General features: G+C 43.8%; 26 protein-coding genes and 2 pseudogenes. 20 read left to right on the forward strand and 8 right to left on the reverse strand.

The genetic code is table 11. The features are described 5' to 3' along the window. Positions 1-214: 214 nt before the first annotated feature. The 7 genes from JCM10519_RS23495 to JCM10519_RS23515 all read right to left on the reverse strand — a co-directional run bounded on the left by JCM10519_RS23495 (position 215) and on the right by JCM10519_RS23515 (position 6,017). The gene (locus JCM10519_RS23495; protein WP_054742285.1) at positions 215-547 is read right to left on the reverse strand and encodes a hypothetical protein; all 333 of its coding nucleotides are present in this window, start codon (positions 545-547) and stop codon (positions 215-217) included. Positions 548-672: 125 nt separating this feature from the next. Further along, positions 673-1,260 (reverse strand): hypothetical protein, encoded by a 588-nt coding sequence (locus tag JCM10519_RS23500; protein WP_054742287.1) that lies wholly within the window; start codon positions 1,258-1,260, stop codon positions 673-675. Positions 1,261-1,429: 169 nt separating this feature from the next. After that, positions 1,430-1,789, reverse strand: a complete 360-nt coding sequence (locus JCM10519_RS33410) for a M20/M25/M40 family metallo-hydrolase (RefSeq protein ID WP_347845280.1) — start codon at positions 1,787-1,789, stop codon at positions 1,430-1,432. Positions 1,790-1,823: 34 nt separating this feature from the next. After that, the gene (locus JCM10519_RS33415; RefSeq protein WP_347845281.1) at positions 1,824-2,504 is read right to left on the reverse strand and encodes an amidohydrolase; all 681 of its coding nucleotides are present in this window, start codon (positions 2,502-2,504) and stop codon (positions 1,824-1,826) included. A 156-nt stretch (positions 2,505-2,660) separates the two neighbouring features. Beyond that, entirely contained in the window at positions 2,661-3,728 is a 1,068-nt protein-coding gene (locus JCM10519_RS23510) for a helix-turn-helix domain-containing protein (protein WP_347845282.1), read from the reverse strand. Positions 3,729-3,832: 104 nt separating this feature from the next. Continuing rightward, on the reverse strand, positions 3,833-4,249 hold the full coding sequence (locus JCM10519_RS33420; protein ID WP_347845283.1) for a response regulator: 417 nt from the start codon (positions 4,247-4,249) through the stop codon (positions 3,833-3,835). Positions 4,250-4,262: 13 nt separating this feature from the next. Then, positions 4,263-6,017, reverse strand: a complete 1,755-nt coding sequence (locus tag JCM10519_RS23515; protein ID WP_054742289.1) for a histidine kinase — start codon at positions 6,015-6,017, stop codon at positions 4,263-4,265. 272 nt (positions 6,018-6,289) lie between these two features. Here JCM10519_RS23515 and JCM10519_RS23520 point away from each other — a divergent pair, with 272 nt between their 5' ends. The 20 genes and pseudogenes from JCM10519_RS23520 (at position 6,290) to JCM10519_RS23595 (ending at position 21,674) form a co-directional block, all read left to right on the forward strand. After that, a complete protein-coding gene (locus JCM10519_RS23520; RefSeq protein WP_054742291.1) occupies positions 6,290-7,639 on the forward strand; it encodes an extracellular solute-binding protein in 1,350 nt (449 codons plus the stop codon). Positions 7,640-7,698: 59 nt separating this feature from the next. Beyond that, a complete protein-coding gene (locus JCM10519_RS23525; RefSeq protein WP_054742292.1) occupies positions 7,699-8,577 on the forward strand; it encodes an ABC transporter permease subunit in 879 nt (292 codons plus the stop codon). A 21-nt stretch (positions 8,578-8,598) separates the two neighbouring features. Then, positions 8,599-9,420 (forward strand): ABC transporter permease subunit, encoded by an 822-nt coding sequence (locus JCM10519_RS23530; RefSeq protein WP_054742293.1) that lies wholly within the window; start codon positions 8,599-8,601, stop codon positions 9,418-9,420. Positions 9,421-9,427: 7 nt separating this feature from the next. Next, entirely contained in the window at positions 9,428-10,141 is a 714-nt protein-coding gene (locus JCM10519_RS33425; RefSeq protein WP_347845284.1) for an aminotransferase class I/II-fold pyridoxal phosphate-dependent enzyme, read from the forward strand. Then, a complete protein-coding gene (locus tag JCM10519_RS33430; RefSeq protein WP_347845285.1) occupies positions 10,107-10,607 on the forward strand; it encodes an aminotransferase class I/II-fold pyridoxal phosphate-dependent enzyme in 501 nt (166 codons plus the stop codon). The genes JCM10519_RS33425 and JCM10519_RS33430 overlap by 35 nt, the downstream gene beginning before the upstream one ends. 347 nt (positions 10,608-10,954) lie before the next feature. Next, complete coding sequence (locus JCM10519_RS33435; RefSeq protein ID WP_347845286.1) at positions 10,955-11,125, forward strand: hypothetical protein; 171 nt, start codon at positions 10,955-10,957, stop codon at positions 11,123-11,125. Between the two features lie 36 nt (positions 11,126-11,161). After that, a pseudogene (locus JCM10519_RS23540) lies at positions 11,162-11,479 on the forward strand (GNAT family N-acetyltransferase); the annotation flags it as partial. Positions 11,480-11,775: 296 nt separating this feature from the next. Further along, positions 11,776-13,713 (forward strand): annotated as a pseudogene (locus JCM10519_RS23545) (fructose-1,6-bisphosphatase). Between the two features lie 249 nt (positions 13,714-13,962). Then, positions 13,963-14,436, forward strand: coding sequence for a DUF1700 domain-containing protein (locus JCM10519_RS23550; protein ID WP_054742295.1), 474 nt, complete (start codon positions 13,963-13,965; stop codon positions 14,434-14,436). A 195-nt stretch (positions 14,437-14,631) separates the two neighbouring features. Beyond that, the gene (locus JCM10519_RS23555; protein ID WP_054742298.1) at positions 14,632-15,324 is read left to right on the forward strand and encodes an NlpC/P60 family protein; all 693 of its coding nucleotides are present in this window, start codon (positions 14,632-14,634) and stop codon (positions 15,322-15,324) included. Between the two features lie 132 nt (positions 15,325-15,456). Continuing rightward, complete coding sequence (locus JCM10519_RS23560) at positions 15,457-16,089, forward strand: NlpC/P60 family protein (protein ID WP_347845287.1); 633 nt, start codon at positions 15,457-15,459, stop codon at positions 16,087-16,089. Continuing rightward, positions 16,076-16,189, forward strand: a complete 114-nt coding sequence (locus tag JCM10519_RS33440; protein ID WP_347845288.1) for a hypothetical protein — start codon at positions 16,076-16,078, stop codon at positions 16,187-16,189. The genes JCM10519_RS23560 and JCM10519_RS33440 overlap by 14 nt, the downstream gene beginning before the upstream one ends. Positions 16,190-16,659: 470 nt before the next feature. After that, complete coding sequence (locus JCM10519_RS23565) at positions 16,660-16,914, forward strand: hypothetical protein (RefSeq protein WP_347845289.1); 255 nt, start codon at positions 16,660-16,662, stop codon at positions 16,912-16,914. A gap of 157 nt (positions 16,915-17,071) precedes the next feature. Continuing rightward, positions 17,072-17,380 carry a rhodanese-like domain-containing protein gene (locus JCM10519_RS23570; RefSeq protein ID WP_054742302.1) on the forward strand — a complete coding sequence of 103 codons (309 nt, stop codon included), beginning with the start codon at positions 17,072-17,074 and terminating at the stop codon, positions 17,378-17,380. A 72-nt stretch (positions 17,381-17,452) separates the two neighbouring features. After that, complete coding sequence (yfcE, locus tag JCM10519_RS23575; protein ID WP_054742304.1) at positions 17,453-18,001, forward strand: phosphodiesterase; 549 nt, start codon at positions 17,453-17,455, stop codon at positions 17,999-18,001. A 44-nt stretch (positions 18,002-18,045) separates the two neighbouring features. Then, complete coding sequence (locus tag JCM10519_RS23580) at positions 18,046-19,173, forward strand: RNA methyltransferase (protein WP_054742305.1); 1,128 nt, start codon at positions 18,046-18,048, stop codon at positions 19,171-19,173. A gap of 23 nt (positions 19,174-19,196) precedes the next feature. After that, positions 19,197-19,841, forward strand: a complete 645-nt coding sequence (locus JCM10519_RS33445; RefSeq protein WP_347845290.1) for a C1 family peptidase — start codon at positions 19,197-19,199, stop codon at positions 19,839-19,841. Further along, positions 19,838-20,545 (forward strand): lectin like domain-containing protein, encoded by a 708-nt coding sequence (locus JCM10519_RS33450; RefSeq protein ID WP_347845291.1) that lies wholly within the window; start codon positions 19,838-19,840, stop codon positions 20,543-20,545. Before JCM10519_RS33445 ends, JCM10519_RS33450 begins: the two co-directional genes overlap by 4 nt. A 24-nt stretch (positions 20,546-20,569) precedes the next feature. Then, entirely contained in the window at positions 20,570-21,205 is a 636-nt protein-coding gene (gene rdgB / locus JCM10519_RS23590; RefSeq protein WP_054742307.1) for an RdgB/HAM1 family non-canonical purine NTP pyrophosphatase, read from the forward strand. Further along, positions 21,183-21,674 (forward strand): YfcE family phosphodiesterase, encoded by a 492-nt coding sequence (locus JCM10519_RS23595; RefSeq protein WP_054742309.1) that lies wholly within the window; start codon positions 21,183-21,185, stop codon positions 21,672-21,674. The genes rdgB and JCM10519_RS23595 overlap by 23 nt, the downstream gene beginning before the upstream one ends. Positions 21,675-21,744: 70 nt before the next feature. On the opposite strand, the gene JCM10519_RS33455 is transcribed toward JCM10519_RS23595, so the two are convergent. Further along, on the reverse strand, positions 21,745-22,089 hold the full coding sequence (locus tag JCM10519_RS33455; RefSeq protein ID WP_347845292.1) for a hypothetical protein: 345 nt from the start codon (positions 22,087-22,089) through the stop codon (positions 21,745-21,747). Positions 22,090-22,140 lie beyond the last annotated feature (51 nt).

Raw genomic sequence — 22,140 nt, forward strand, 5'->3', positions numbered from 1 at the left:
CCGTAAAGGCTGAACCTTTTTAAAAAAATTATTTGCAGAACTGGGAAATTAAATCTAATAAATCGCTTAAGTTACATGAGCTGAAGTCAAAAAACATGATACGTAACCTCCTTATTATTTTTCGCTTTCTTGAAACAACTTTATTGTAACACTTATGTAACAGAATTGTAATATATAAAAAGCGGAATGCAAAGAAGTAATTGGCAAAGACGGATCATAATGGTACCAAGTCTCCAGGCCCCGGGCCTATGGAATATGATCCGATTTTCACATCTTGTCTCTTTTTTTCCATAAGGTATAATATCATTGTTTGAAAGGAGGGTAATACATGTGCTGTTTTAACAGATGCTGCCGAAGAAATTGCAGATGCAACTTTTGTAATAACTGCTGGTTCTGTAATAATAGATGTAACTGGTGGTGGTAAAGACCGCTCCAGATGATAGCCGAAGAGTGTAGAATCCGGGGCTGTCAGCGCAAAGATAGAGGTGGGGATCCGGGATTCCGGTCCCACCTTTTTAATTATCATAACCCATTTACAGGCTTCCATATAAAAGATCAGCTTAAATCCTGTTTTCAGCCCCCAATGATTGCATCACATTGAAAATCCTTTGATGGGGTTCCGTCATAATTTTTGCTTTCTGACTGGGACCTGCCGGCATCTTTAAGTAAAATTTATAATATTTGAATATGGAAAGCATCAGCCAGATGCGGGAAAACCTCAGTTTGGATATCGGAATGAGTCACGTTTACTAATAAACCAGGGCGAAGCAAAAGAAAAGGAACCGGGTAGCCATCTTTACCGCGGACAGTAGCCATATTACTAACACTAAATTCTATTTGATTTTCTGGATTATCAGGATCATTAGTATAGAGAAGAAGATTATCGATATCTACTTTTGTGATACGAGCCGTAGTAGAGCTCAATGGCGGCTGGCCGTATTCTCTTACAACAATTAAATAAGCATTAGCTTGTGGCGGAATGCGCCTTTCCATAATTGGTGAAAATAAGGAGTCTGCCAGCATGCCTTCCTGGATGTCACATAAGCACATATGTTGACCGAATGAATTAATAATGTCAGTGTAAATGCCTGCATTAAGTCTTAAGGGTTCGGCTATAATTTCATTTCGTTCAGGCCTGGCGTAAATAATGTCAATATATCCGGTAGTTCTGCTGCGGGTAAAAACCTCTGTAACCACTGCATTATTAACCTGCAGTATTTGTCCCATTTGTGTGAGTGTACCTGAAACATTCCTGTGCATTTGTGGCCGCCTCTTAGAGATTTTATATAATCTCTATATTATATGTAGGAATTTGAGATATTGCCATGATTGTGCCCGGCAAATTAATTAACACAAGCCAGGCGAAAGCAGATGTAACGTGCTTATTGATGAGAAAATTCCGCTTATGGAAACAAGAATTCTCTCTTAGCTATGCGTTTGGTTTAATTATAGCATGATCAAATTTTCCGGACAGCCATTCCAGTGCGTATGTGGCATATAAGCGGCTTCCGTTTACCAGTACGGATTCATCCAGGTCAAAGCATTCATGATGAAGCGGCCATGAGGTTCGTTTAGTTCCATCACTTGTTCCTAAGAATACCACGACGCCAGGAACTGCGTTCAGGTAGCGTGAAAAGTCTTCGGAGGTCATGCTGGCAGGCCGCTCCATAAGATTCTCTTTTCCCCATACCCCTAGTGCTGCGGCCTTTGCAATGTTGCAGCAGTCTGGGGCGTTAACCGTTGGGAGCAGGGAAGGCCTATAGGTGACAGCGGAAGAACAACGGAACATGGTGGCCGTGTGATCGCTGTATCGTGTGATCGCTTCACAGAAATAACTGCTGAGCTCTTTTTTTGAAGAAACGGATATTTCCTGACAAAACTGCCTCCTGTGCCAGCAGGTTAATCTTTGTACCAGACTGAAAGATGCCAATGGTCAGCACGGCTGGTTCCTGGGGATCAATTTCCCGGCTGATGATCTGCTGGAGATTGACGGCCAGATGGGCACCGGCAAGAAGTGCATCCGATCCCAGCTGGGGTGTCGCTCCGTGGCTTCCTGTACCTGTAATTCGGATGGAAAAATCATCAACACCTGCCATGCAGGGGCCGGGCAGGATGCTGATTTTACCTGATGGAATATCAGGCGCCACATGAATGGCAAAAACCGTATTTACACCGTCTAACATACCGTTTTCAATCAGCCTTTGGGTCTCGCCGCCGGTTTCCTCGGCAGGCTGGAAAACGAGACGTATGGTACCGGAAAAGATATCATGGCACTCAGAAAGAAGCTTTGCCGCACCCAGCAGCATGGCCGTATGAGAATCGTGTCCGCAGGCATGCATGACACCGGGACACTCAGAGGCATACTCGGTGCTGTTTTTTTCCGTAAGAGGAAGGGCATCCATATCGGCACGAAGAAGAACTGTTTGATTAAGTCCATTTGTCTTGGTACCGGTAATCTCCGCAATGACGTCGGTCTCATGAAGTGTGCGGTAAGGAATCTTCATCTGTTCAAGCTCCTTTTTTTACAAGGGTTTGAGTCAGGAATTCTTTTCCGCTCAGTTCTGGGTGCTTGTGTATTGTTCGCCGTATGCGGATAATGTAGTCAGATAATGTTGAAAAATCTGCCATATTAAAAATCCTCCCGTTGTTGTATCTCTTCTTTATATTGAGCAGGTGTCATGTTGGTACATTTTTTTAAACAATTTTGAAAAGTAGTTTGGATCACTGATTCCGACCGCTTCTGCGATTTCATAAATCCGCATGCAGCTGTTTTGCAGCAGCCGTTTTGCTTTTTCAATTCGAATGGAAGTTAAATAATCTATAAAATTCATTTGTGTGACTTCTTTGAAAATCCGGCTTAAATAAGAGGGATTGACGTAATTCATTTCGGCGATCTTCTTGAGTGTCAGGGTTGACTGAGCTAAATTTTCATTGATATATTGCAGGATAGTATGAATGAGCTTGTTTCCTTTTGCATCGGTATATAAATTAATTTGGTGAAGAGTGAAACCTACCATTTGGATGACGTATTGCCTGATATCCTTTTCATCTGTCAGCTTCAGTATATGAGTATAAGGCAAATGATCTGTGTTATAGATCTCACTGTATGCAATTCCCTTATCTCTGAGTGTAGCGAGCACAATGTTGACAATGGAAAGAGACAGCACCATTACGTCGGAAAGGCCGTGGCCGGGAATGAATTCCAGCGAGTCATAGGCTTTTTTTACGCGTTGCAAGGCAGTATCTTCCTGAGGAATCTGCATGAACAAGGAGAGTTCCTCGGTAACCGTGTTAATAAGATTCTGCAGCGCCTGCTGGTTTCGTTCCAACGGTGGATTGGCGAGAAAAGATTTGTTATGGCTGTATTTGGCGACCTGGGCGTTTTGGTAGGCCTGGCGGTAGGAACTGGGGATGTCTTCCAGATGCTCCACGGGTGTTCCGACTCCTACATAAGAATTTATACCAAGCCGGTCTCTGATCAATGTAGAGAAATGAAACCCATAATTGTATAAGTTAATTTTTCGGTTCTCGATTAAAAGGATCAAATTCATGTGAATATCCTGAAAAACCAAAACGCCGCTGATGCGTGTGACAGCGGAAAGGATAATTTCCTTGCACTGGAATTGCTGCAAGATGCTTTCTTCGATATCCTGGCTGACATTCAGAGTTAAAAGAAGAACATTGAAAAAAACCTGAATCCTGGTGCAGCGGAATTTGATAATAGGCAAGGTTTTCCCATAGATAATCAGAGGGGAGGCTGCTTACCATCATGTTGCTGAGAAAGTTCTGTATAATAAAGCTGCGGTTTTCGTTTAGCTTTCTCTGCAGCAATTCATGCTGGTAAAGCTTTTTCTGTTCTTCTCTGATGGTACTCTGTATATCGGTCATAACCCGGATCAGTTCTTCTTTTTTTAATAGGCTTTAACAGGAAGTTTGATATTCCGATTTCTAAGCCCTGTTTGGCATAATCAAATTCATCATGAGCGGTCAGAGCAACGATCTTGATATGGGGATATTCCTCGAGAACCATTTCAGCAAAATCCAGACCATTAATAAAAGGCATTTCAATATCGGTGATGATGACATCCGGCTTATCACAGGCAATCAGTTCCAGTGCCTGATTTGCGCTGGACACATCATTCACGATTTCGTAATCCAGTTCTTCCCAAGGGATGAAGATTCGGAGCAGCCCTCTCATCTTATCCTCGTCATCTACGAACATCACTTTTATTGGCCGTGGCTGATACATGTCAGTACACCTCCTAAAACGGTATTTTTATCATGACAGAAGTTCCCATTCCCTTTTTGCTGCAGATTTCTACGGAACCTTTTTCCGGGTAGGAAATATAGACCCGCTCAATCGTACCAGCCAATCCAAAGCTTTCTTTTGCAGAAGGACTGGCAGAGGAAAGAAGACTTTTTATCAGATTCTCTTCCATGCCGATTCCATTGTCGGAGACTGTAATGCATATAAGATCAGACTGGCGTCTGACAGAAATATGGATTATGCCAGGTTCTCCAAGTGGTTTAATTCCGTGGTAGATGGAATTTTCGACCAGTGGTTGAAGGAGAAGTTTGATAATTTCATGTTGGTACAGAGCTTCGTCCACCTCATATGTGGCAGTGAAAAGCTCTTCGTAGCGCAGGGACAGCAGGGCGGTGTAATCTTTCACTATCTGTATTTCCTGCTCAATCGTGATAAATGGTCTTCCTTTACTCAGACTTTGACGATAAAAGCTCCCAAGAGCAGTGATGGCGCCATAGGCCTGATTCAAGTCTCCGGTAAGCATGATGTAACCAATGGTATCCAGGGTGTTATAAAGAAAATGAGGCTTCATTTGTTCCTGCAATGCGCGGAGTTCCATTTTCCTTTTCAGTTTTTGTTCCTTTATCAGCCGATCCATGAGAAACTGGATATGTTCTATTAAATGGTTGTAATGAATTTCCAGAAGCCCCAGCTCGCTGGCGGGATGGCGTACCGTGACTGGTTTAAAGTTACCGCTTTCCGCATGGCTCATGGCTTGAATCATTTGAGAGACCGGCGTCTGAATGGATTTGGCTAAGATAATGACGCAGATCAGCATAAGTACTATATTAATAAAGAAGATCCAAAAGGAAATACGGAGCAGAGAAGTACTGAGCGCAGTCTCATACTTTAAAGGAAACGTGGCGGTCAGTATCCAATCATATTCTGGTATATAGATTCCGGCCGATAGGTATTCCCTGCCGTTTGAACTGTAGTAAGGGGAATCAGGACCGACAAAATGGCGGATATTATGGTGGACGTCTCCCCCATTTATGGTGCCGTAAGTACTGATGATCTTTCCGGAATCATCATACAGGGTGATTTCTATATCAGATGGATTAAAAACATGCTCAAAAGTCTGATTAATGGAACGCGTCGGAATGTTCATAATAGAAAAGCCGATAGGTTTCTGGGTCTCCAGATCATTAATTACTCGGATTGCTGACAGGAAATCCTCCGAATAATCAGGAACAAAAATATTGCCGGCGCGAAGAGAGAGAATGCAGCTTCCTTTTGCAGCCATAGCCCTTTGATACCAGGGTGCTTCTGTGACAGAATCAATAACCAGTGTTTTTATGCTGAATTTGTCGACTCCATAGATTTGTCCTTTCAAATTTATGACATAAATGGAATCCAGATGATTATAGCTGTCAATGACTGTAAAAAGATAGTTGTCATAATACTTCCGTTCTGTTGGTGACAACGGAAGCTTTGTCAGATCGGATATACCGCTTTTTAACAGAAGATTGTAGCTATTGTTGGTGTTTTCTACCATTTCCACTATGTTTGAACGGATAGAGGTCAGAGTTTGTCTGGAGTGCTGTTCCATGTTAGACAGAACATACTCTCTGGACACATAACGGTATGAAAAGTAGGTCAGAATGATGCTGAGAAACAGAAACAGGAAAAAGACCGTGCTAATTTTTCTGGATATTTTACTGTGGAATGCCCAATTCCATAGATTTGAAATGATATGACTACGTTTCCCCATATATACCTTCCCTCCTACTTAGTCATCATATCATGGGACAATTTAAATGTAAATAAAGCGGAAAATAAGGTAAAAAATCTACTAAAAAAAGTAATCGATTTGCTATAAGGGAGAATGGTGAGGAGTAAAAAAAGTAAGAGAATCACCAGAAATAGTAAACTCTCTCTCTTTTATGAAACCACCGGAATGTGTACAATAGAATCACATTCATAAAGGCGCGCTTTTGAAACAGGCAGTAGCAAATCGTATTATAAAATTGGAGGAGCGGAAACATGAAGAAAAGAATAATGAAAACAATCATGGCATTGACACTTACGGGGACCATGGCCATGGGACTTGCAGCCTGCAATTCGGGTTCAGGAAGCAGCACGGCAGGAGAAGATACCACGGTGGCGGAGCAGGCGAAAGAGAGCAAAGATATGGCTAAGGACGTAGCAGAAGGCGTACCTGTAATAAAACTTTGGCATATATTTGGCGGAGACACTGATCCAAATAAGGCACTTATCGATCAGGTAGTAAAGGAGGCGGAAGAAAAGTTTCATGTAAAAATAGAGTCTGATACGGCTGAAAATGAAGCTTATAAGATGAAGCTGAAGGCGGCGATAGCGGCCAATGAAACACCGGACATCCTTTATACGTGGGGACATGGTTTTATGAAGCCATTTGTTGAGGCGGGGAAGATAATGGCATTGGATGATTATCTGACAGATGATTTTAAATCACATCTGGGATCCTCCACGCTGACTGGTTTCCAGTTTGATGGAAAAACCTATGGGCTGACCACGGATCAGTCGGTGGCATGTATGTTCTATAATAAAGAAATGTTCGAAAAACTAAATCTGAAGGTTCCGGAAACGTTTGATGATTTTCTGGATGTATGTCAGACCTTTATTGATAATGGAATCACTCCACTGACTGTGGGAGGAAAAGAACCGTGGACCATCGCCATGTATCATGACCTTCTGGCTTTGCGAGCCGTTGGAAGCGAGGGAGTGAAGGCCGCCACAGGAAAAGAAACGGGCTATGATGATCCGGGCTTTTTAGAAGCGGCAGAGTCTCTGAAAAAGTTGGTAGATATGGGAGCATTTCCAGAAGGCTCTGCAGGTATTTCCAGAGAGGAATCAGAGGTGTCATTCCTCCAGGGGCAGACTCCGATGTATTTGAACGGAAGCTGGACAGCAACGAGAGTGTATAAGGATTCTTCCCATGTACAGGGAAAAATCGGAGTATTCCCATTCCCGGTATTAAAAGATGGGAAATCTGGAGTAACCGATTTCACGGGTGGACCTGATACAGCATTTGCAGTCAGCGCTACGACGAATGATCCGGCACTTACGACTGAGGTTGCCCAGTATATTGCATATGAACTGGCAATTGGAAAGTATAAAATTGGTTCCAGTATTCTTCCATATGTAAACGTAGATGTGGACGAGTCAGAAATCAATCCTCTTTTAATGGAAATCTATGATTTCACGAAGGATGCTGCCAGCTACACGATCTGGTGGGATAACCTGCTGGAGGGCAAGGATGCCACGGTATATTTGAATAAGCTTCAGGAGCTTTTTGTTGGAGACATCACGCCGGAACAGTATGTGGCCGAGCTGCAGAAATTGAATCAGTAAATGCGCAGGAAGGGGGCTGGAGACAGCCCTCTTCATTAAAAAAAGAATGGAGGGATTTTGTGAACCGTGTGCTGTCAAATAAAAAAGCCGTACTGATTTTTCTGTTTCCGGTGCTGTTTTTGTTTTTTATAATCATTGTGGTGCCGATTTTCATGTCAGTATTTTACAGTCTTACAGAGTGGGATGGAATTGGAAAACAGATGTTTACAGGATTGGATAACTACAGGAAATTATTTCACAATAACGGCGATGGATTCTGGAGAGCAGTTAAAAATTCACTGATTTTTGCCGTGGGGTCTGTTTTTATACAGCTGCCGATTTCCCTTATACTGGCGTTGCTTCTGGCGCGGGGAGTAAAGGGAGAACAGTTTTATGTCAGGGTATATTTTATTCCGGTATTGATTTCGACAGTAGTCATAGGACAGCTCTGGCTGAAAATCTACAATCCACAGTATGGCCTGCTCAATACGATTTTGAACTCCATAGGACTGGGACGTTTTACTGGAAACTGGCTGGGTGATACAAAAAAAGTGATTTTTGCAGTTATCGTACCGGTACTGTGGCAGTATATCGGTTATCATATGCTGCTGATGTACGCTTCCGCCCGATCCATATCAGAGGAGGTTTTCGAGGCGGCCCGTATTGATGGAGCCAATGGAATTCAAATGGCCTTCCGGATAACTATTCCATTGATGAAACCGATCCTGAAAGTATGCGCTACTTTTGCAGTGGTCGGTTCTTTGAAAAATTTCGATCTCGTTTATGTTATGACGGGAGGCGGACCGGCCGGAGCCAGCCAGCTTCCAAGTACTTTGATGGTTGAAACCATTTTTTCCAGAAATATGTATGGGTATGGAAGTTCAATGGCTATCTTCATTATTTTGGAATGTTATATTTTTGCATGGTTGATCCGCAAGGCATTTCGTGACAATGATTGAGGGAGGGACTTATGAAAAAAAATAAAATTATCTCAGGTTGTGATTCAGGCGGGCCTGATATTTTGGGCAGTGCTTCAGATATTCCCCTTATTCTGGCTTCTGACCTTTTCTCTCAAAGACAATACAGATATTTTTCAGGGTAATATGATTGGTCTTCCCAAAATCTGGCATTTTGAAAACTATGCCCATGCTTTTATGGGCGGCAATGTGGGGAGGTATCTGGTGAACAGTATCATCGTCACAACGGCAACAATTATGATTGTATGCATGGCATCTCTAATGGCATCCTATGCGCTGATCAGAATGAAATGGAGGCTTCGGAAACTATTCCAGATGATGTTTATTATGGGGATTACGATTCCAATCCACGCGGCCCTTCTCCCTGTATTTATTATGATGCGGCAAGCTCATTTAATTAATACTTACTGGAGCCTGATCATTCCGTATTCAGCGTTTGCAGTGCCGATGGCTATCATGATCAGTTCAGGTTTTATCACCTCGATTCCGGTGGAATTGGAGGAGGCTGCGTGTATTGACGGCTGTAGCATCTACAAGATATTCATAAGGATTATTCTTCCGTTAATGAAGCCATCATTGTCTACGATTGCTATATTTACATTTCTCCAGTCATGGAACGAATTGATGTTTGCGGTTGTATTTATCAGCAAGCCGGTATACCGGACGCTGACGGTTGGGATTCAGTCGCTGGTGGGTCAGTATACCACAGACTGGGGGCCGATCGGAGCCGGGCTGGTGGTTGCAACGTTTCCGATTATTATTATTTATGTTATTTTGAGTAAGCAGGTTCAGCAGAGCCTGATTGCCGGATCTGTAAAAGGTTAGGTGATATATGATGGAGAGATTTTTTGATGAAGTAATAAGCCGGAGAGGAACGAACTGCGCAAAATACGATGAAATGGATGCAAAATATGGGGAAGATGTCCTTCACTGTGGTGTGGCTGATATGGATTTCCGGGCGCCGGAGCCTATAAGAGAGGCATGTAAAAAATTGGTGGAACACGGAATTTTTGGTTATACCAACCTTCCGTCCTGCTATCCTGGAGTTGTCGGAGAGTGGATTCGAAGGGAATACGGCTGTGAAGTTGAAGATGAATGGATTTTATTTTCGCCGAGAATCAACATAGGGCTTAACATGGCCGTAGAGACATTTACAAAGCCGGGGGATAAAATTATCGTTCATATGCCAGCGTATCCTGCACTTACGGAGGCGGTGGAAAAGCATAACAGAATCATATTGGAAAGCCCCCTGAAATGGGATGGAGTACGGTGGAACATGAACTTTAGCGAATTGGAAGGCCAGATGGATGGTTCGGTAAAAATGATGATTTTATGCAATCCCCAGAATCCAACGGGGCGGGTGTGGGAGGCGGGGGAGCTAAAGGTGGTAGAACGCTTTTGCATAGAATACGATCTGCTTTTACTTTCTGACGAAATACATGCCGATATTGTAAGAGAGGGAAAAAAAATTCAACAGTGTCCTTTCACTTTCAGAGCAGATGAAAAAGAGGATGGTTGTCTATCAATCCATTACAAAAACGTTTAATATTCCCGGAATTATTTTTTCCAATATGATCATACCGGATCGTGAAATGCGTCAGGCCATGAAGGCTGCTGTTGATTGTGAGGGATTTCACAATCCTAATGTTTTTGCGGCTGCAGTCATCGAACCTGCATACCGGGAATGCGGAGCGTGGAAGAGAGAGATGAATACATATCTGGATGAGAACCTAAGATATCTTGCCGGATATCTGAAGGAGAAAATGCCATTGTTTGAGCTGAAAGCGCCGGAAGGAACTTTTCTGGCATGGATCAGCTATGAGAAAACCGGGCTGACAGAAGAGGAGATATGCAATTTTTTTCTGAAGGAGGCGAAGGTTTCTGTTTACGAAGGCAGCCATTTTGGAGTACAGGGACGAGGGTATATACGGTTTAACGCGGCAGTTTCCAGAAGGGTACTGGAAGAAATTCTGGACAGGATAGAAAGGGCATATTGTAAGGTGTTTAAATAAGATAGAATATTCCTTTAACTATGTGCCTGCTTGATTATGCCATATCCAAGAGTTGCTTTCCCGATTATTATATTATATAATTAAATAAAGATTACATATAATGCAGATGGTATTTTGCAGCGCACTGCTTTAGTATACAAAAGAGTGAGAATACATCGTATGCAATATCCAACAGTGATGATGATCGGATGCCTATGTGGACATATAAGCTGGAAGATATAGAGTTAAATGAAGAAAATCCCTGAAGAATATGGCTTGTCAGGGATTTTTGTTTAACAGAAAAAAACGTTATGTAAACTAATATAAAATGAAAGCCCATAAAATAAAAAATCAGGAAGGTCTTGTTTATGGATAAAATTAAGCTCATAAAACCAGCGGCAGAATATGCAGATGATATTATGAAGTATCGCCAGGATTTTATCGATTCCGGTGACAGCATGGATGGCTGCGGAAATTTAAGAGAGTGTTCCTCAGCAGAAGAATGGATTCAGGGCATTGAAATGCTTAAGCATGAATAGACCTGTCCAAAAGACAAGGTTCCTTCCGACACCTGCCTTGCTGTCCGTCTGGCCGACAATAAAATTGTGGGAATCATTGATTTCAGGCATCACATCGATCACCCTGTCTTAAGTGTCTGGGGCGGCCATATCGGGTATTCTGTCCGGCCATCTGAAAGAAAACGGGGCTATGCGACAGCAATGCTTAAGCAAAACCTGGAAACCTGTAAAAGCTATGGGCTGGAAAAGGTGCTGATTACCTGCAGCCACGATAATCTGCCAAGTGAAAAGACAATTATTGCAAATGGCGGAATATTTGAAAAAGAAATAAGTGTGGATGATAAAAGAATAAAGCGGTACTGGATACAATTGTGATTTGATTCATTTTCAAAGAACAACCATGGGGTACTTACTACTAAGGAATTGGACCAAATAAGGATAAAAGGTTTGTACAGACGCTGATTTTCAGTCAGCGTGGTGTATGAGGAGGATCAATCGAGACTACTGGCTATGGTGTTTTAGCCGGTAGTTTTCTTATTTGTGAGATCAAATCAAGGGAAGCATTGGAACTATGGAAGCCGCCTTGTTAAAAAGGGTTTTAAATTGATATCTTTTATGATACTATAACTCTATAAAGATGCAGTATCGCTTCAGGGAGAAGGGGAGGTATTATGAGAAGTCTGGCGTATCTGAAACTGATGGCAAGGGAGTATCCGACAATTAAAGCTGCTTCCAGCGAGATCATCAACCTTACGGCCATTCAGGGCTTACCAAAGGGAACGGAATATTTTTTTCAGTGACCTGCATGGCGAGTACGAGGCATTTGTCCATTTGTTAAAAAGTGCCTCAGGCGTTATCCGTGAAAAAATCACGGAAACATTCAGCCACATCATACCAGAGAAAGAAGAAGTGGAGTTAGCGAACTTAATTTACTATCCGGAGCGGGTCATGAATCAGCTGGAGCTTAAGGGCCTGGCAGACGGTGACTGGCAGAGAGTGACCATTTACCGGCTGGTACAGATCTGTAAAATGGTTTCATCAAAGTACACCAGATCCAAGGTAAGGAAGAAAATGCCGCCGGAGTTTGCCTACATCATTGATGAGCTGATTCATGTGGATTATAATGATGACAATAAACGTGTATACTATAATGAAATCATACGATCCATCATTGACATCCGGGTCGGAGATAAGTTTATCATAGCCTTATGCGAGCTGATCCAGAATCTGACCATTGACAGCCTGCATATTATCGGGGATATTTTTGACCGTGGCCCAAGGGCGGATATCATTATGAATGAACTGCTGCAATTTCATGACGTTGATATACAGTGGGGCAATCATGACATCTCCTGGATGGGAGCAGCCACCGGGAATCTGGCATGTATCTGCAACGTACTGCGTATTGCCATCAGCTATAACAGCTTTGATGTGCTGGAGGACGGTTATGGCATAAACCTGCGTCCTTTATCCATGTTTGCAGCCAGGGTTTACCGGGAAGATCCCTGCGACCAGTTCATTCCCCAGATTCTTGATGAAAACATCTATGACGCGGTGGACCCGGGACTGGCGGCCAAGATGCATAAGGCCATTGCAATCATTCAGTTCAAGGTAGAAGGACAGATTATAAAACGCCATCCCGAATATGAAATGAGCGACCGGATCCTGATTGAGGCCATTGACTTTAAACGGGGCGTTGTGACCGTGGAGGGTAAAGAATATCCAATGCTTGATAAGTTCTTCCCAACGGTGGACCCCAAGGAACCGTTAAAGCTGAGCAAAGAGGAGGGAGAGCTTCTCCATACCCTTCAGCTTTCCTTCATGCATAACGAGCTTCTTCATAAGCATGTTCGTTTTCTGTATTCTCATGGAAGCATGTACAAATGCTACAATTCAAACCTTTTGTATCATGGCTGCATTCCTATGAGGGAGGATGGCTCCTTTGAAGAGATTGTGGTGGATCACCATGCTTATTCAGGAAAGGCACTGATGGATTACGTGGACCGGAAGGTTCAAAATGCATATTTTATGCCGGAAGGTTCCGCGGAAAGTGAGGATGCCAGGGATTTCATGTGGTATCTATGGTGCGGAGCCAAGTCCCCGGTCTACGGTAAGGGGAAGATGACGACCTTTGAGCATTATTTTATTGAAGATACTTCCGCCCGCAAGGAGCCTATGAACCCTTATTACAGGCTTAGCATGAAGGAAGAATACTGTGATAAGATATTGGAAGAGTTCGGTCTTCCTAAAAAAAGGGTCCCACATCATCAACGGCCATGTTCCGGTGAAGATAAAGGAAGGGGAATCTCCGGTAAAGGCGGGCGGCAAGCTGTTTCTCATAGATGGAGGGCTGTCAAAGGCTTACCAGTCCAAGACCGGAATCGCAGGCTATACGCTGATTTATAATTCCAACCATCTGGCTCTTGCGGAGCACAAGCCCTTTGATCCCAATAAGGAAAGCACGCCAAAGGTTTCGGTTGTCGAGAATATGAAGAACCGGGTCATGGTGGCGGATACGGATAAGGGTGCTGAGCTGGCGGAACGGATTGCGGACTTAAAGGAGCTGGTGGCGGCATACCGATGGTGTAATTAAGGAAAAGGTAGAGTAGTCCGGCCGCCTTTTATCAGAAATCAGAAAAAATGATTTCTAATAAGCTATATTATGAAAACAAAAAGGATGTTTTCATAATCGGATGGACGGCAGTAAAAGCACTGCCTTTTATCAGAAATCAGAAAAAGTGATTTCTGATAAGTTATATTATGAAATTTTAAGAATTTATTCAGAGAAGGTTTCTTTACGAAATCCCTGTCAGATGATACAATGATCAAAGCTATTTACTTAATTGAAGGAGGCTCAGATGAGCAGACAGGAGTTTTTACAGCGCTTAAGGGAGGCTTTATCAGGTGAAGTCCCTGGAAGTGTGATCGAAGAAAATATCAGGTACTATGAAGAATATATCAGCACGGAAGTGAGCAATGGATCTACGGAAGAGGCGGTGATAGCTTCCATCGGCGATCCAAGGCTGATTGCCAGGACAATTTTTGAGGCCAACGAGAATGCAAAGGGCAGCGGATCCGGAAGAACTTACTATGAATCCTATTCCGGCGCGGATCGGAATGTGTATGAGGAGCCGGGAAATTTCGGACGTCATATGCATTACATTGACTTGAGTAAATGGTACTGGAAGCTTTTGGGAGTTGTGGTGTTTATCCTGTTTTTCTTTCTGATTGCCAGCATTGTTACAGGGATTTTCAGCCTTCTGATGCCTATTATGGGCCCCTTGCTTTTGATATTTCTCATTGTCTGGTTTGTAAGAGGTTCGAAACGATAAAGTCAAATATATTTAATAAATTCAAATAAATATTACAAATGTATGACGGCAGTCATGACGCATAAAGCGCCATGACTGCCGTTTTTGCTTGACAAATACGAGGAATAAGTATATAATTCGAAATGTAACAATTATGTAACAACTTAAAGAAGTTTTGCGGAAACGACAGAAAAACGTAAAAACAGGAGATTTAATATGAAGAATAAAATGTGGAAGGCGATGGGGCTTTTAGGGCTTTTAGCAAGCTTAAGCGGAATTCCCCAGGTAGAGGCGAAAGCAGCGGAGATTGCTGTGGAAACCAGCACAACACTTTATGCGAAGATGGATATGCCTGTGTCTGTCAGAGAAGCTGCCGATACAGCGGGAACGGCTCTTTCCCTGGCTGGGGAAGGCCAGACTTATGAAGTGGTTGAATCCCCAAAGGATGGATGGCTTAAAATAAAAACTCCTGAAGGAGAAGGTTACATAGAAAGCGGTGCTGTGACCCTGATTGAGAAAACTCAGGAAAAGGTGGACAAGTCTGTTCTGCAGCGCCAGAAAATCGTAGATTATGCGCTTCAGTTTGTGGGTGGACGCTATGTCTACGGAGGAGTCAATCCCAAAACAGGAGTGGACTGTTCCGGGTTTACCAGCTATGTGTTAAGGAATGCGGCCGGAGTCAATTTAAGCCATAGCTCTAAGTCTCAGTCAAGGGAAGGACGCAGTGTCAGCTACGAGGAAGCCCGCGCAGGAGATTTGGTATTTTATGGAAAAAATGGTTCTATTAACCATGTGGCCTTATACATGGGAGACGGCCGGGTAGTCCATGCTTCCACAGAAAAGACCGGAATTATCGTAACAAACGTCATGTATCGCAAGCCTGTGAAATTTGTCAGGGTTTTAAACTAAAATATTTCGAAATTCGTGCACTTTTAAATAATACTTGACGAAAAGATAAAATAATTGTATAATAACCGTAATGAATTTAATATTTACGTAACATTTGAAAATCAAAAAGTAAAAATAGGAGCAGATTTCCCGATGATAAATAAAGCATGGAAAACGTTAGGACTTATGGCTTTTTGCGGAGCAATGGTAGTGGCAGTTCCTTCAGATGTAAGAGCAGATGAAATTTCCGGTCCAGGACTCACTTATGGGAATTATATGGTGACCGTTGATGCAGATAATGTAACGATCAGCAAGGATGAAGCTGGTCAGGAAGCGCTCATGACCGCTTCTAAAGGATCTTCCTTTGAAGTTATACAGGATATGGGCGATGGATACATGAAAGTTAAGATTAATGATACATATGGATATATGCCGGTAGAGGGCAATGCAACCGTATCCTCAACTGATGAGGAAACACTGGCTGCATTGGATGTAAAGGTTCAGGCAGAGGAAGCCGTTAATTTCAGACAGAGCATTGTTAATTACGCACTTCAGTTCGTAGGCGGACGTTACGCTTATGGCGGCAGCGATCCACGCACCGGAGTAGACTGTTCCGGATTTACCAGATATGTGATGCAGCACGCAGCCGGCCTTACCTTAAACCGTTCCTCAGGTGGACAGGCTTCCCAGGGAAGAGCAGTCAGCGTAGATCAGATGCGCCCAGGCGATTTGATTTTTTTATGGAAAAGGATCATCCATAAACCATGTTGCCATGTTTATCGGTAATGGACAGGTAGTACATTCATCAACTTATAGTACAGGTATTAAGACTTCTCCGTGGAATTATCGGACACCTGTAAAAATTGTCAATGTTCTTGGCGATTAATGAATTAGCGGACAACCGGATTTTGGAAAGGGATATAAGACCCTCGGCATTTTATGCGGGGGTCTTTTGATGGTGCCATCAGTTATGTATCCTGCTTTTACCATAGTCAAGTGGATATTCGCAATCCGCGGCCTTGCTTGCTCACAGCGTGCCCCGATTCACCGGGCATAACCGAATAGCAGCTATCGCTGCTTGATTCGGTTAAAAAAGAGAAACAGCCGGAATAGGGGAGCTATCTCGGCTGCTTCTGAGGGGAGTATAAATAATTAATAAGGATGAGGGGAAAACCCCTCATTTTGATTATAATATAGCTGTGATAAAAATGCAAAGTATTTTTACAAAATACAGCCGCATTTTCGAATAATATGCCATTTATTCTTTAATTTTAAAATAAAAAAACAATTGTATAATATTTTTGAATCACGCCATACTAACGATGTAACGAAAAACGCCGACAGGAGGTATTTATTATGTCCAAGAATAACTACAATGATATGGAAAATTCCAGAAACTCCCAGAACAACAATCAGAACAACAACCAGAACAACAACCAGAACAACAACCAGAACAACAATCAGAACAATAGCCGTAACTCCAGCAAGGATAACAGCCGTAACTCCAGCAAGGATTGCTGCCGCGATTCCAGCAGGGACAGCAGCCGTGATTCCAGCAGAGACAGCAGCCGTGATTCCAGCAAAGACAACAACCGCAACAGATTCAACTAATAACGGAAGCTGATCCAATTGTTCTTGAGAAAAGGCGTGGGAAAGTGACAAAGAGGTCCTTTCCCGCGTTTTTTTGTTGAAATCTTCCTGATTCTAAATGATTTTCGCAAACCTGAAAATATGGAATATATTATTACTAGAAAGGACAGGTGATAGTATGTTTAAGACCATACCGATTTGGGAAGTCGATCATTATATCAATTATTACAGTGATATTATGATTATAGATCTTCGCAGTCAATCGTCCTACAGGCAATCCCATATTCAGGGAGCGGTAAATCTGCCATATGAAGATATGGATCGTTGGGTGAGCAGCTTGCCAAAGGATAAACTTTTGATATTTTACTGTTCCCGGGGCGGACAAAGCATGATGGCCTGCAGGAAATTGGAGCAGTCCGGATATAATGTGGTCAATATAGCCAATGGAATCGCATATTACAGAGGAAAATATATGGTTCGCGGATAGGTAAATTCATTGACAGAAATACCCCGCTAGCCTTAAAATATACCTATTAAATACAAAAGGAGAAAATAACTTATGAAATATATGATTGCTTCCGACATTCATGGCTCTGCCTATTTTTGCAGGAAGCTGTTAGATGTATATAAAACTTCCGGAGCAGGCAGGCTGATCCTGTTAGGTGACATTCTTTACCATGGTCCCAGAAATGATCTTCCAAGGGAGTATGCTCCAAAAGAGGTGATTTCCATGTTAAATGGCTGCAAGGACCAGATCTATAGTGTACGGGGAAACTGTGACACAGAAGTGGATCAGATGGTGCTGGAATTTCCGATTCTCGGGGACTATGCCCTGCTTGCTGCCCCCGGCCTGACAATCTATGCCACTCACGGACACATTTATAATAAGGAAAACCTGCCTCCGCTACAGAAGGGAGATATTCTGCTTCATGGACACACTCATATCCTGACCGCAGAGCGTTTTGGCGATATTACCATATTAAATCCAGGCTCCGTGTCCATTCCAAAGAGCGGCAATCCTCCTACTTACGGAATGCTGGAGGATAAGGTGTTCCGTATCATGGATTTTGACGGGAATGTTATAAAAGAAATGAACTTAGGAGAATAAAGTGAAAAAAAACATTTGAACTGATCGCACCCTGTCATTTTGGCATGGAAGCGGTTTTAAAAAGAGAAATCACGGATCTGGGTTATGACATTGCATCAGTAGAAGACGGAAGAGTCACCTTTATTGGAGATGATGAGGCTATCTGCCGTGCCAATGTATTTCTGCGTACTGCAGAAAGAGTTTTACTAAAAGTGGGAAGCTTTCATGCGGAATCTTTTGAAGAGCTTTTTCAGGGGACCAGGGCAATTTGCTGGGAGGATTTTATTCCTCAGGAAGGTAAATTCTGGGTCGCTAAGGCTTCCTCTATTAAAAGTAAATTATTCAGCCCCTCAGATATCCAGTCCATCATGAAGAAAGCCATGGTGGAGCGGTTAAAGGGGGCTTATGGCGTTCAATGGTTTCCGGAGAGCGGAAGCAGCTACCCTCTGCGTGTATTCCTTCATAAGGATGAGGTGACCATTGGTATTGATACCACGGGAGATTCCCTCCATAGGAGGGGATACCGTACATTAACCAGCAAGGCTCCTATTACGGAGACCCTTGCTGCTGCCCTTATTATGCTGACTCCATGGAACAAGGACCGGATCCTGGTAGACCCTTTCTGCGGAAGCGGAACCTTTGTGATCGAAGCGGCCATGATGGCGGCCAACATGGCACCCGGCATGAACCGTTCCTTTCTTGCCGAGGACTGGAAAAACCTGATTCCAAGAAAATGCTGGTATGAGACAATGGATGAGGCAAACGACCTTTTTGATTCCGATGTCAAGGTGGATATACAGGGCTATGACATAGACGGTGAGATTGTAAAGGCTGCCAGAGCCAATGCAGAATCAGCCGGAGTGGACCATATGATTCACTTTCAGCAAAGACCTCTGGCTTCCTTAAGCCATCCAAAAAAATATGGTTTTATCATTACGAATCCGCCTTACGGGGAACGAATTGAGGAAAAAAAGAATTTACCGGAGCTGTACCGGCAGATCGGGGACCGGTATAAGGCTCTTGACGCCTGGTCCTTATACATGATCACTGCCTATGAGGATGCTGAGAAATACATCGGCAAAAAGGCGGATAAAAACCGGAAAATTTATAATGGTATGATGAAAACTTATTTCTATCAGTTTATGGGGCCAAAGCCCCCAAAAAGAAAAGTGGGAGATTCGGTTGAAGAATAAAAAAATGGTTTTTCCTCCTTCTGATGATCCTCTGTTTTTCCGCAGGCTTCCGGATCTCTGGTCCGGAGCCTGATCCTGCGGACAAAGCAGGCCGGGATTATTTAAAAGAGTCGGGAAGCGTAGAGGCATACAGCCGGATGCCGTCATCGAAAACGGAAGTTTTAAACGAACAGCTCCCGGCCTTCTATGATGGGAGAAAGGAAGGCCGGGTTCCCTCTGTGAAAAACCAGGGTACTATTGGAACCTGCTGGGCCTTTGCCTCGCTCCAGGCTTTGGAAGCAGCGCTGCTGCCAGATGAAAGCTATGATTTTTCGGAAGACCATATGTCTTTAAACAATGGATTTTGCATCCCCCAGGAAGAAGGCGGGGAATATACCATGTCAATGGCCTATCTGCTGTCATGGAGAGGGCCGGTATTGGAAGCAGATGACCCATACGGCGACGGCATTTCGCCTGACGGCTTAAAAGCGGAGAAACATGTCCAGGAGATCCAGATTCTTCCGGATAAGGATTATGAGAAGATCAAACGGGCTGTTCTTGCGTATGGCGGTGTCCAAAGCTCCCTTTACACTTCCATGGAGGCTGGGGACAGCCGGTTTGAATCCTACAATGATGAGCCTTCGCCTATTGCTATACAGGCCCTGAGCCGCCCAACCATGATTCTGTGATCATTGGCTGGGATGATGCTTATCCTAAGGAGAACTTTCAAGGGGAAGTCCAGGGAGACGGGGCATTTATCTGTATGAACAGCTGGGGGGATGGATTCGGAGACCAGGGATATTTTTATGTATCCTATTATGATTCCAATATTGGAATTAGTAACATTGTTTATACGGTTGTGGAAGACACGGATAATTATGATCATATTTATCAGACGGATCTCCGGGGCTGGGTCGGCCAGCTGGGATATGGGCAAGATACCGTGTGGTTTTCCAATGTATATGAAGCAGGAGCTTCCCAGCGCCTTGAAGCGGCAGGCTTCTATGCCACAGGTCCCGGCACCTCCTATGAGGTTTACGTGGTGCATCATGCGGGGAAAGAATCCGATATTTTGGAAGAACGGGATTTTAACCGGAAGGTTCTTCTTTCTAAGGGAAGCTTTGACTATGGGGGATATTATACGGTGCCTCTTAAGGGAAATCAGCCGGAAGGCTTAGAGCTTTCTGAAGGGGAGCGGTTTGCGGTAATCGTAAAAATCACCACGCCTGATGCAGTCCATCCTGCGGCCATTGAGTATGATGCGGGAGATGGACGTACCTTTGTCAACGTCTCAGACGGGGAAGGTTACATCAGTGCTGATGGCATAACGTGGGAACGGGCCGAAGAAAAGAACTGTAACCTGTGTTTAAAGGCGTACACAAAAGACCGGTGAAAATGTTTATGGAGGACGGAAGAGATGAGCGACAAAAAGATCGTATTTGCCACAGGGAATGAAGGGAAAATGAGAGAGATCAGGGAGATCCTAAAGGACCTGGGAATGGAGATTCTCTCCATGAAAGAGGCCGGTGCAAGCCTGGATATTGTGGAGAATGGAGCTACATTTGGGGAAAACGCTGAGATAAAGGCCAGGGAAGTGTGGAAAGTGACCGGAGGAATCGTGCTTGCAGATGATTCCGGCCTGGTGGTAGACTGCTTAAACGGAGAACCTGGAATCCTTTCTGCCAGATATATGGGAGAAGACACTTCCTATGAGATCAAAAACCAGAATATCCTTGACCGGGCTGCCCATGCAAAGGGCGGGGAACGAAGCGCCCGTTTTGTATGCAATATCGCCGCAGTACTGCCAGATGGACAGGTGATCCATACGGAAGAGTCCATGGAAGGTCTTCTTGCTGACCGGCCCGCCGGAGAAGGCGGCTTTGGCTATGATCCCATCCTCTATATACCGGAATTCGGAGTGACCAGTGCCCAGCTTACCCTGGAACAGAAGAATAAAATCAGCCATCGTGGAAAGGCCCTGGAAGCCATGAAAGGTCAGCTTATGGATGTTTTTACAGGAGGGGAGAATAATGAAGATACTGATTGTCAGTGATACGCACCGCAAAGATGAGAGTTTACATAAGATCATTACAGAAATCGGGCCGCTGGACATGCTGATCCACCTGGGGGATTCGGAAGGCAGCGAAGATAAAATAGCCGGCTGGATTCCCGCTGGCTGTGAGCTTCAGATGGTTCTTGGCAACAATGATTTTTTCTCAGATCTGGAACGGGAGAGGGAAGTGAAAATAGGAAAGTACCGGGCTTTGCTTACCCATGGTCATTATTATAACGTATCCCTTGGAGTTGAGCGCCTGGAGCAGGAGGCGGCGGAAAGAGGCCTTGATATCGCCATGTATGGTCATACCCACAGACCTTATTATGAGGTACATAATGGGATTACGATCTTAAATCCGGGCAGCCTTTCCTATCCTCGGCAGGAAGGGAGAAAGCCATCTTACATGATAATGGAGATTAATGAACAGGGGGAGGCACATTTTACCCTGAAATTTCTGGAGAAATAAACACTTAAGGAGCTACTGCAAAAAAAAGCCAATCCATACTTTTTGCAGTAACTCCATATTTTTTATAGTTCTATTTCCAGCCATCCGGCAGATAAGCCAGAGTGTTTTCGATCATGTCGTCTGCCAGTTTTTTGATTTCTTCTTCCCCGGCCCGGCCTTTTACCAGAGGATCGTTTAAGAAGGCCTCATACACCAGGGAGCGGTCATAAGTGAGAGCGGCTTCCAGAATGAGCTGATGGTTGGCAGCATGGGGCCTGATCAGTTCAAGGACATTTTCCGGTATGGAGCCAGCTGCCACCGGTTTAATGCTGTCCCGGCTGAACAGGGCGTTGGTTTCAACAACGGCTTCTGCCGGCAGGTTTGGAATCTGTAAGAAAGAATTGGGAATATTGACATTGCTCACGGTTTTTTTCAAGGCCGCACAGGGCTTTGATCAGAAGGATTCCTTCTTCTCCCGATGCTTTCA

This window comes from Clostridium sp. NkU-1 (assembly GCA_001312405.1).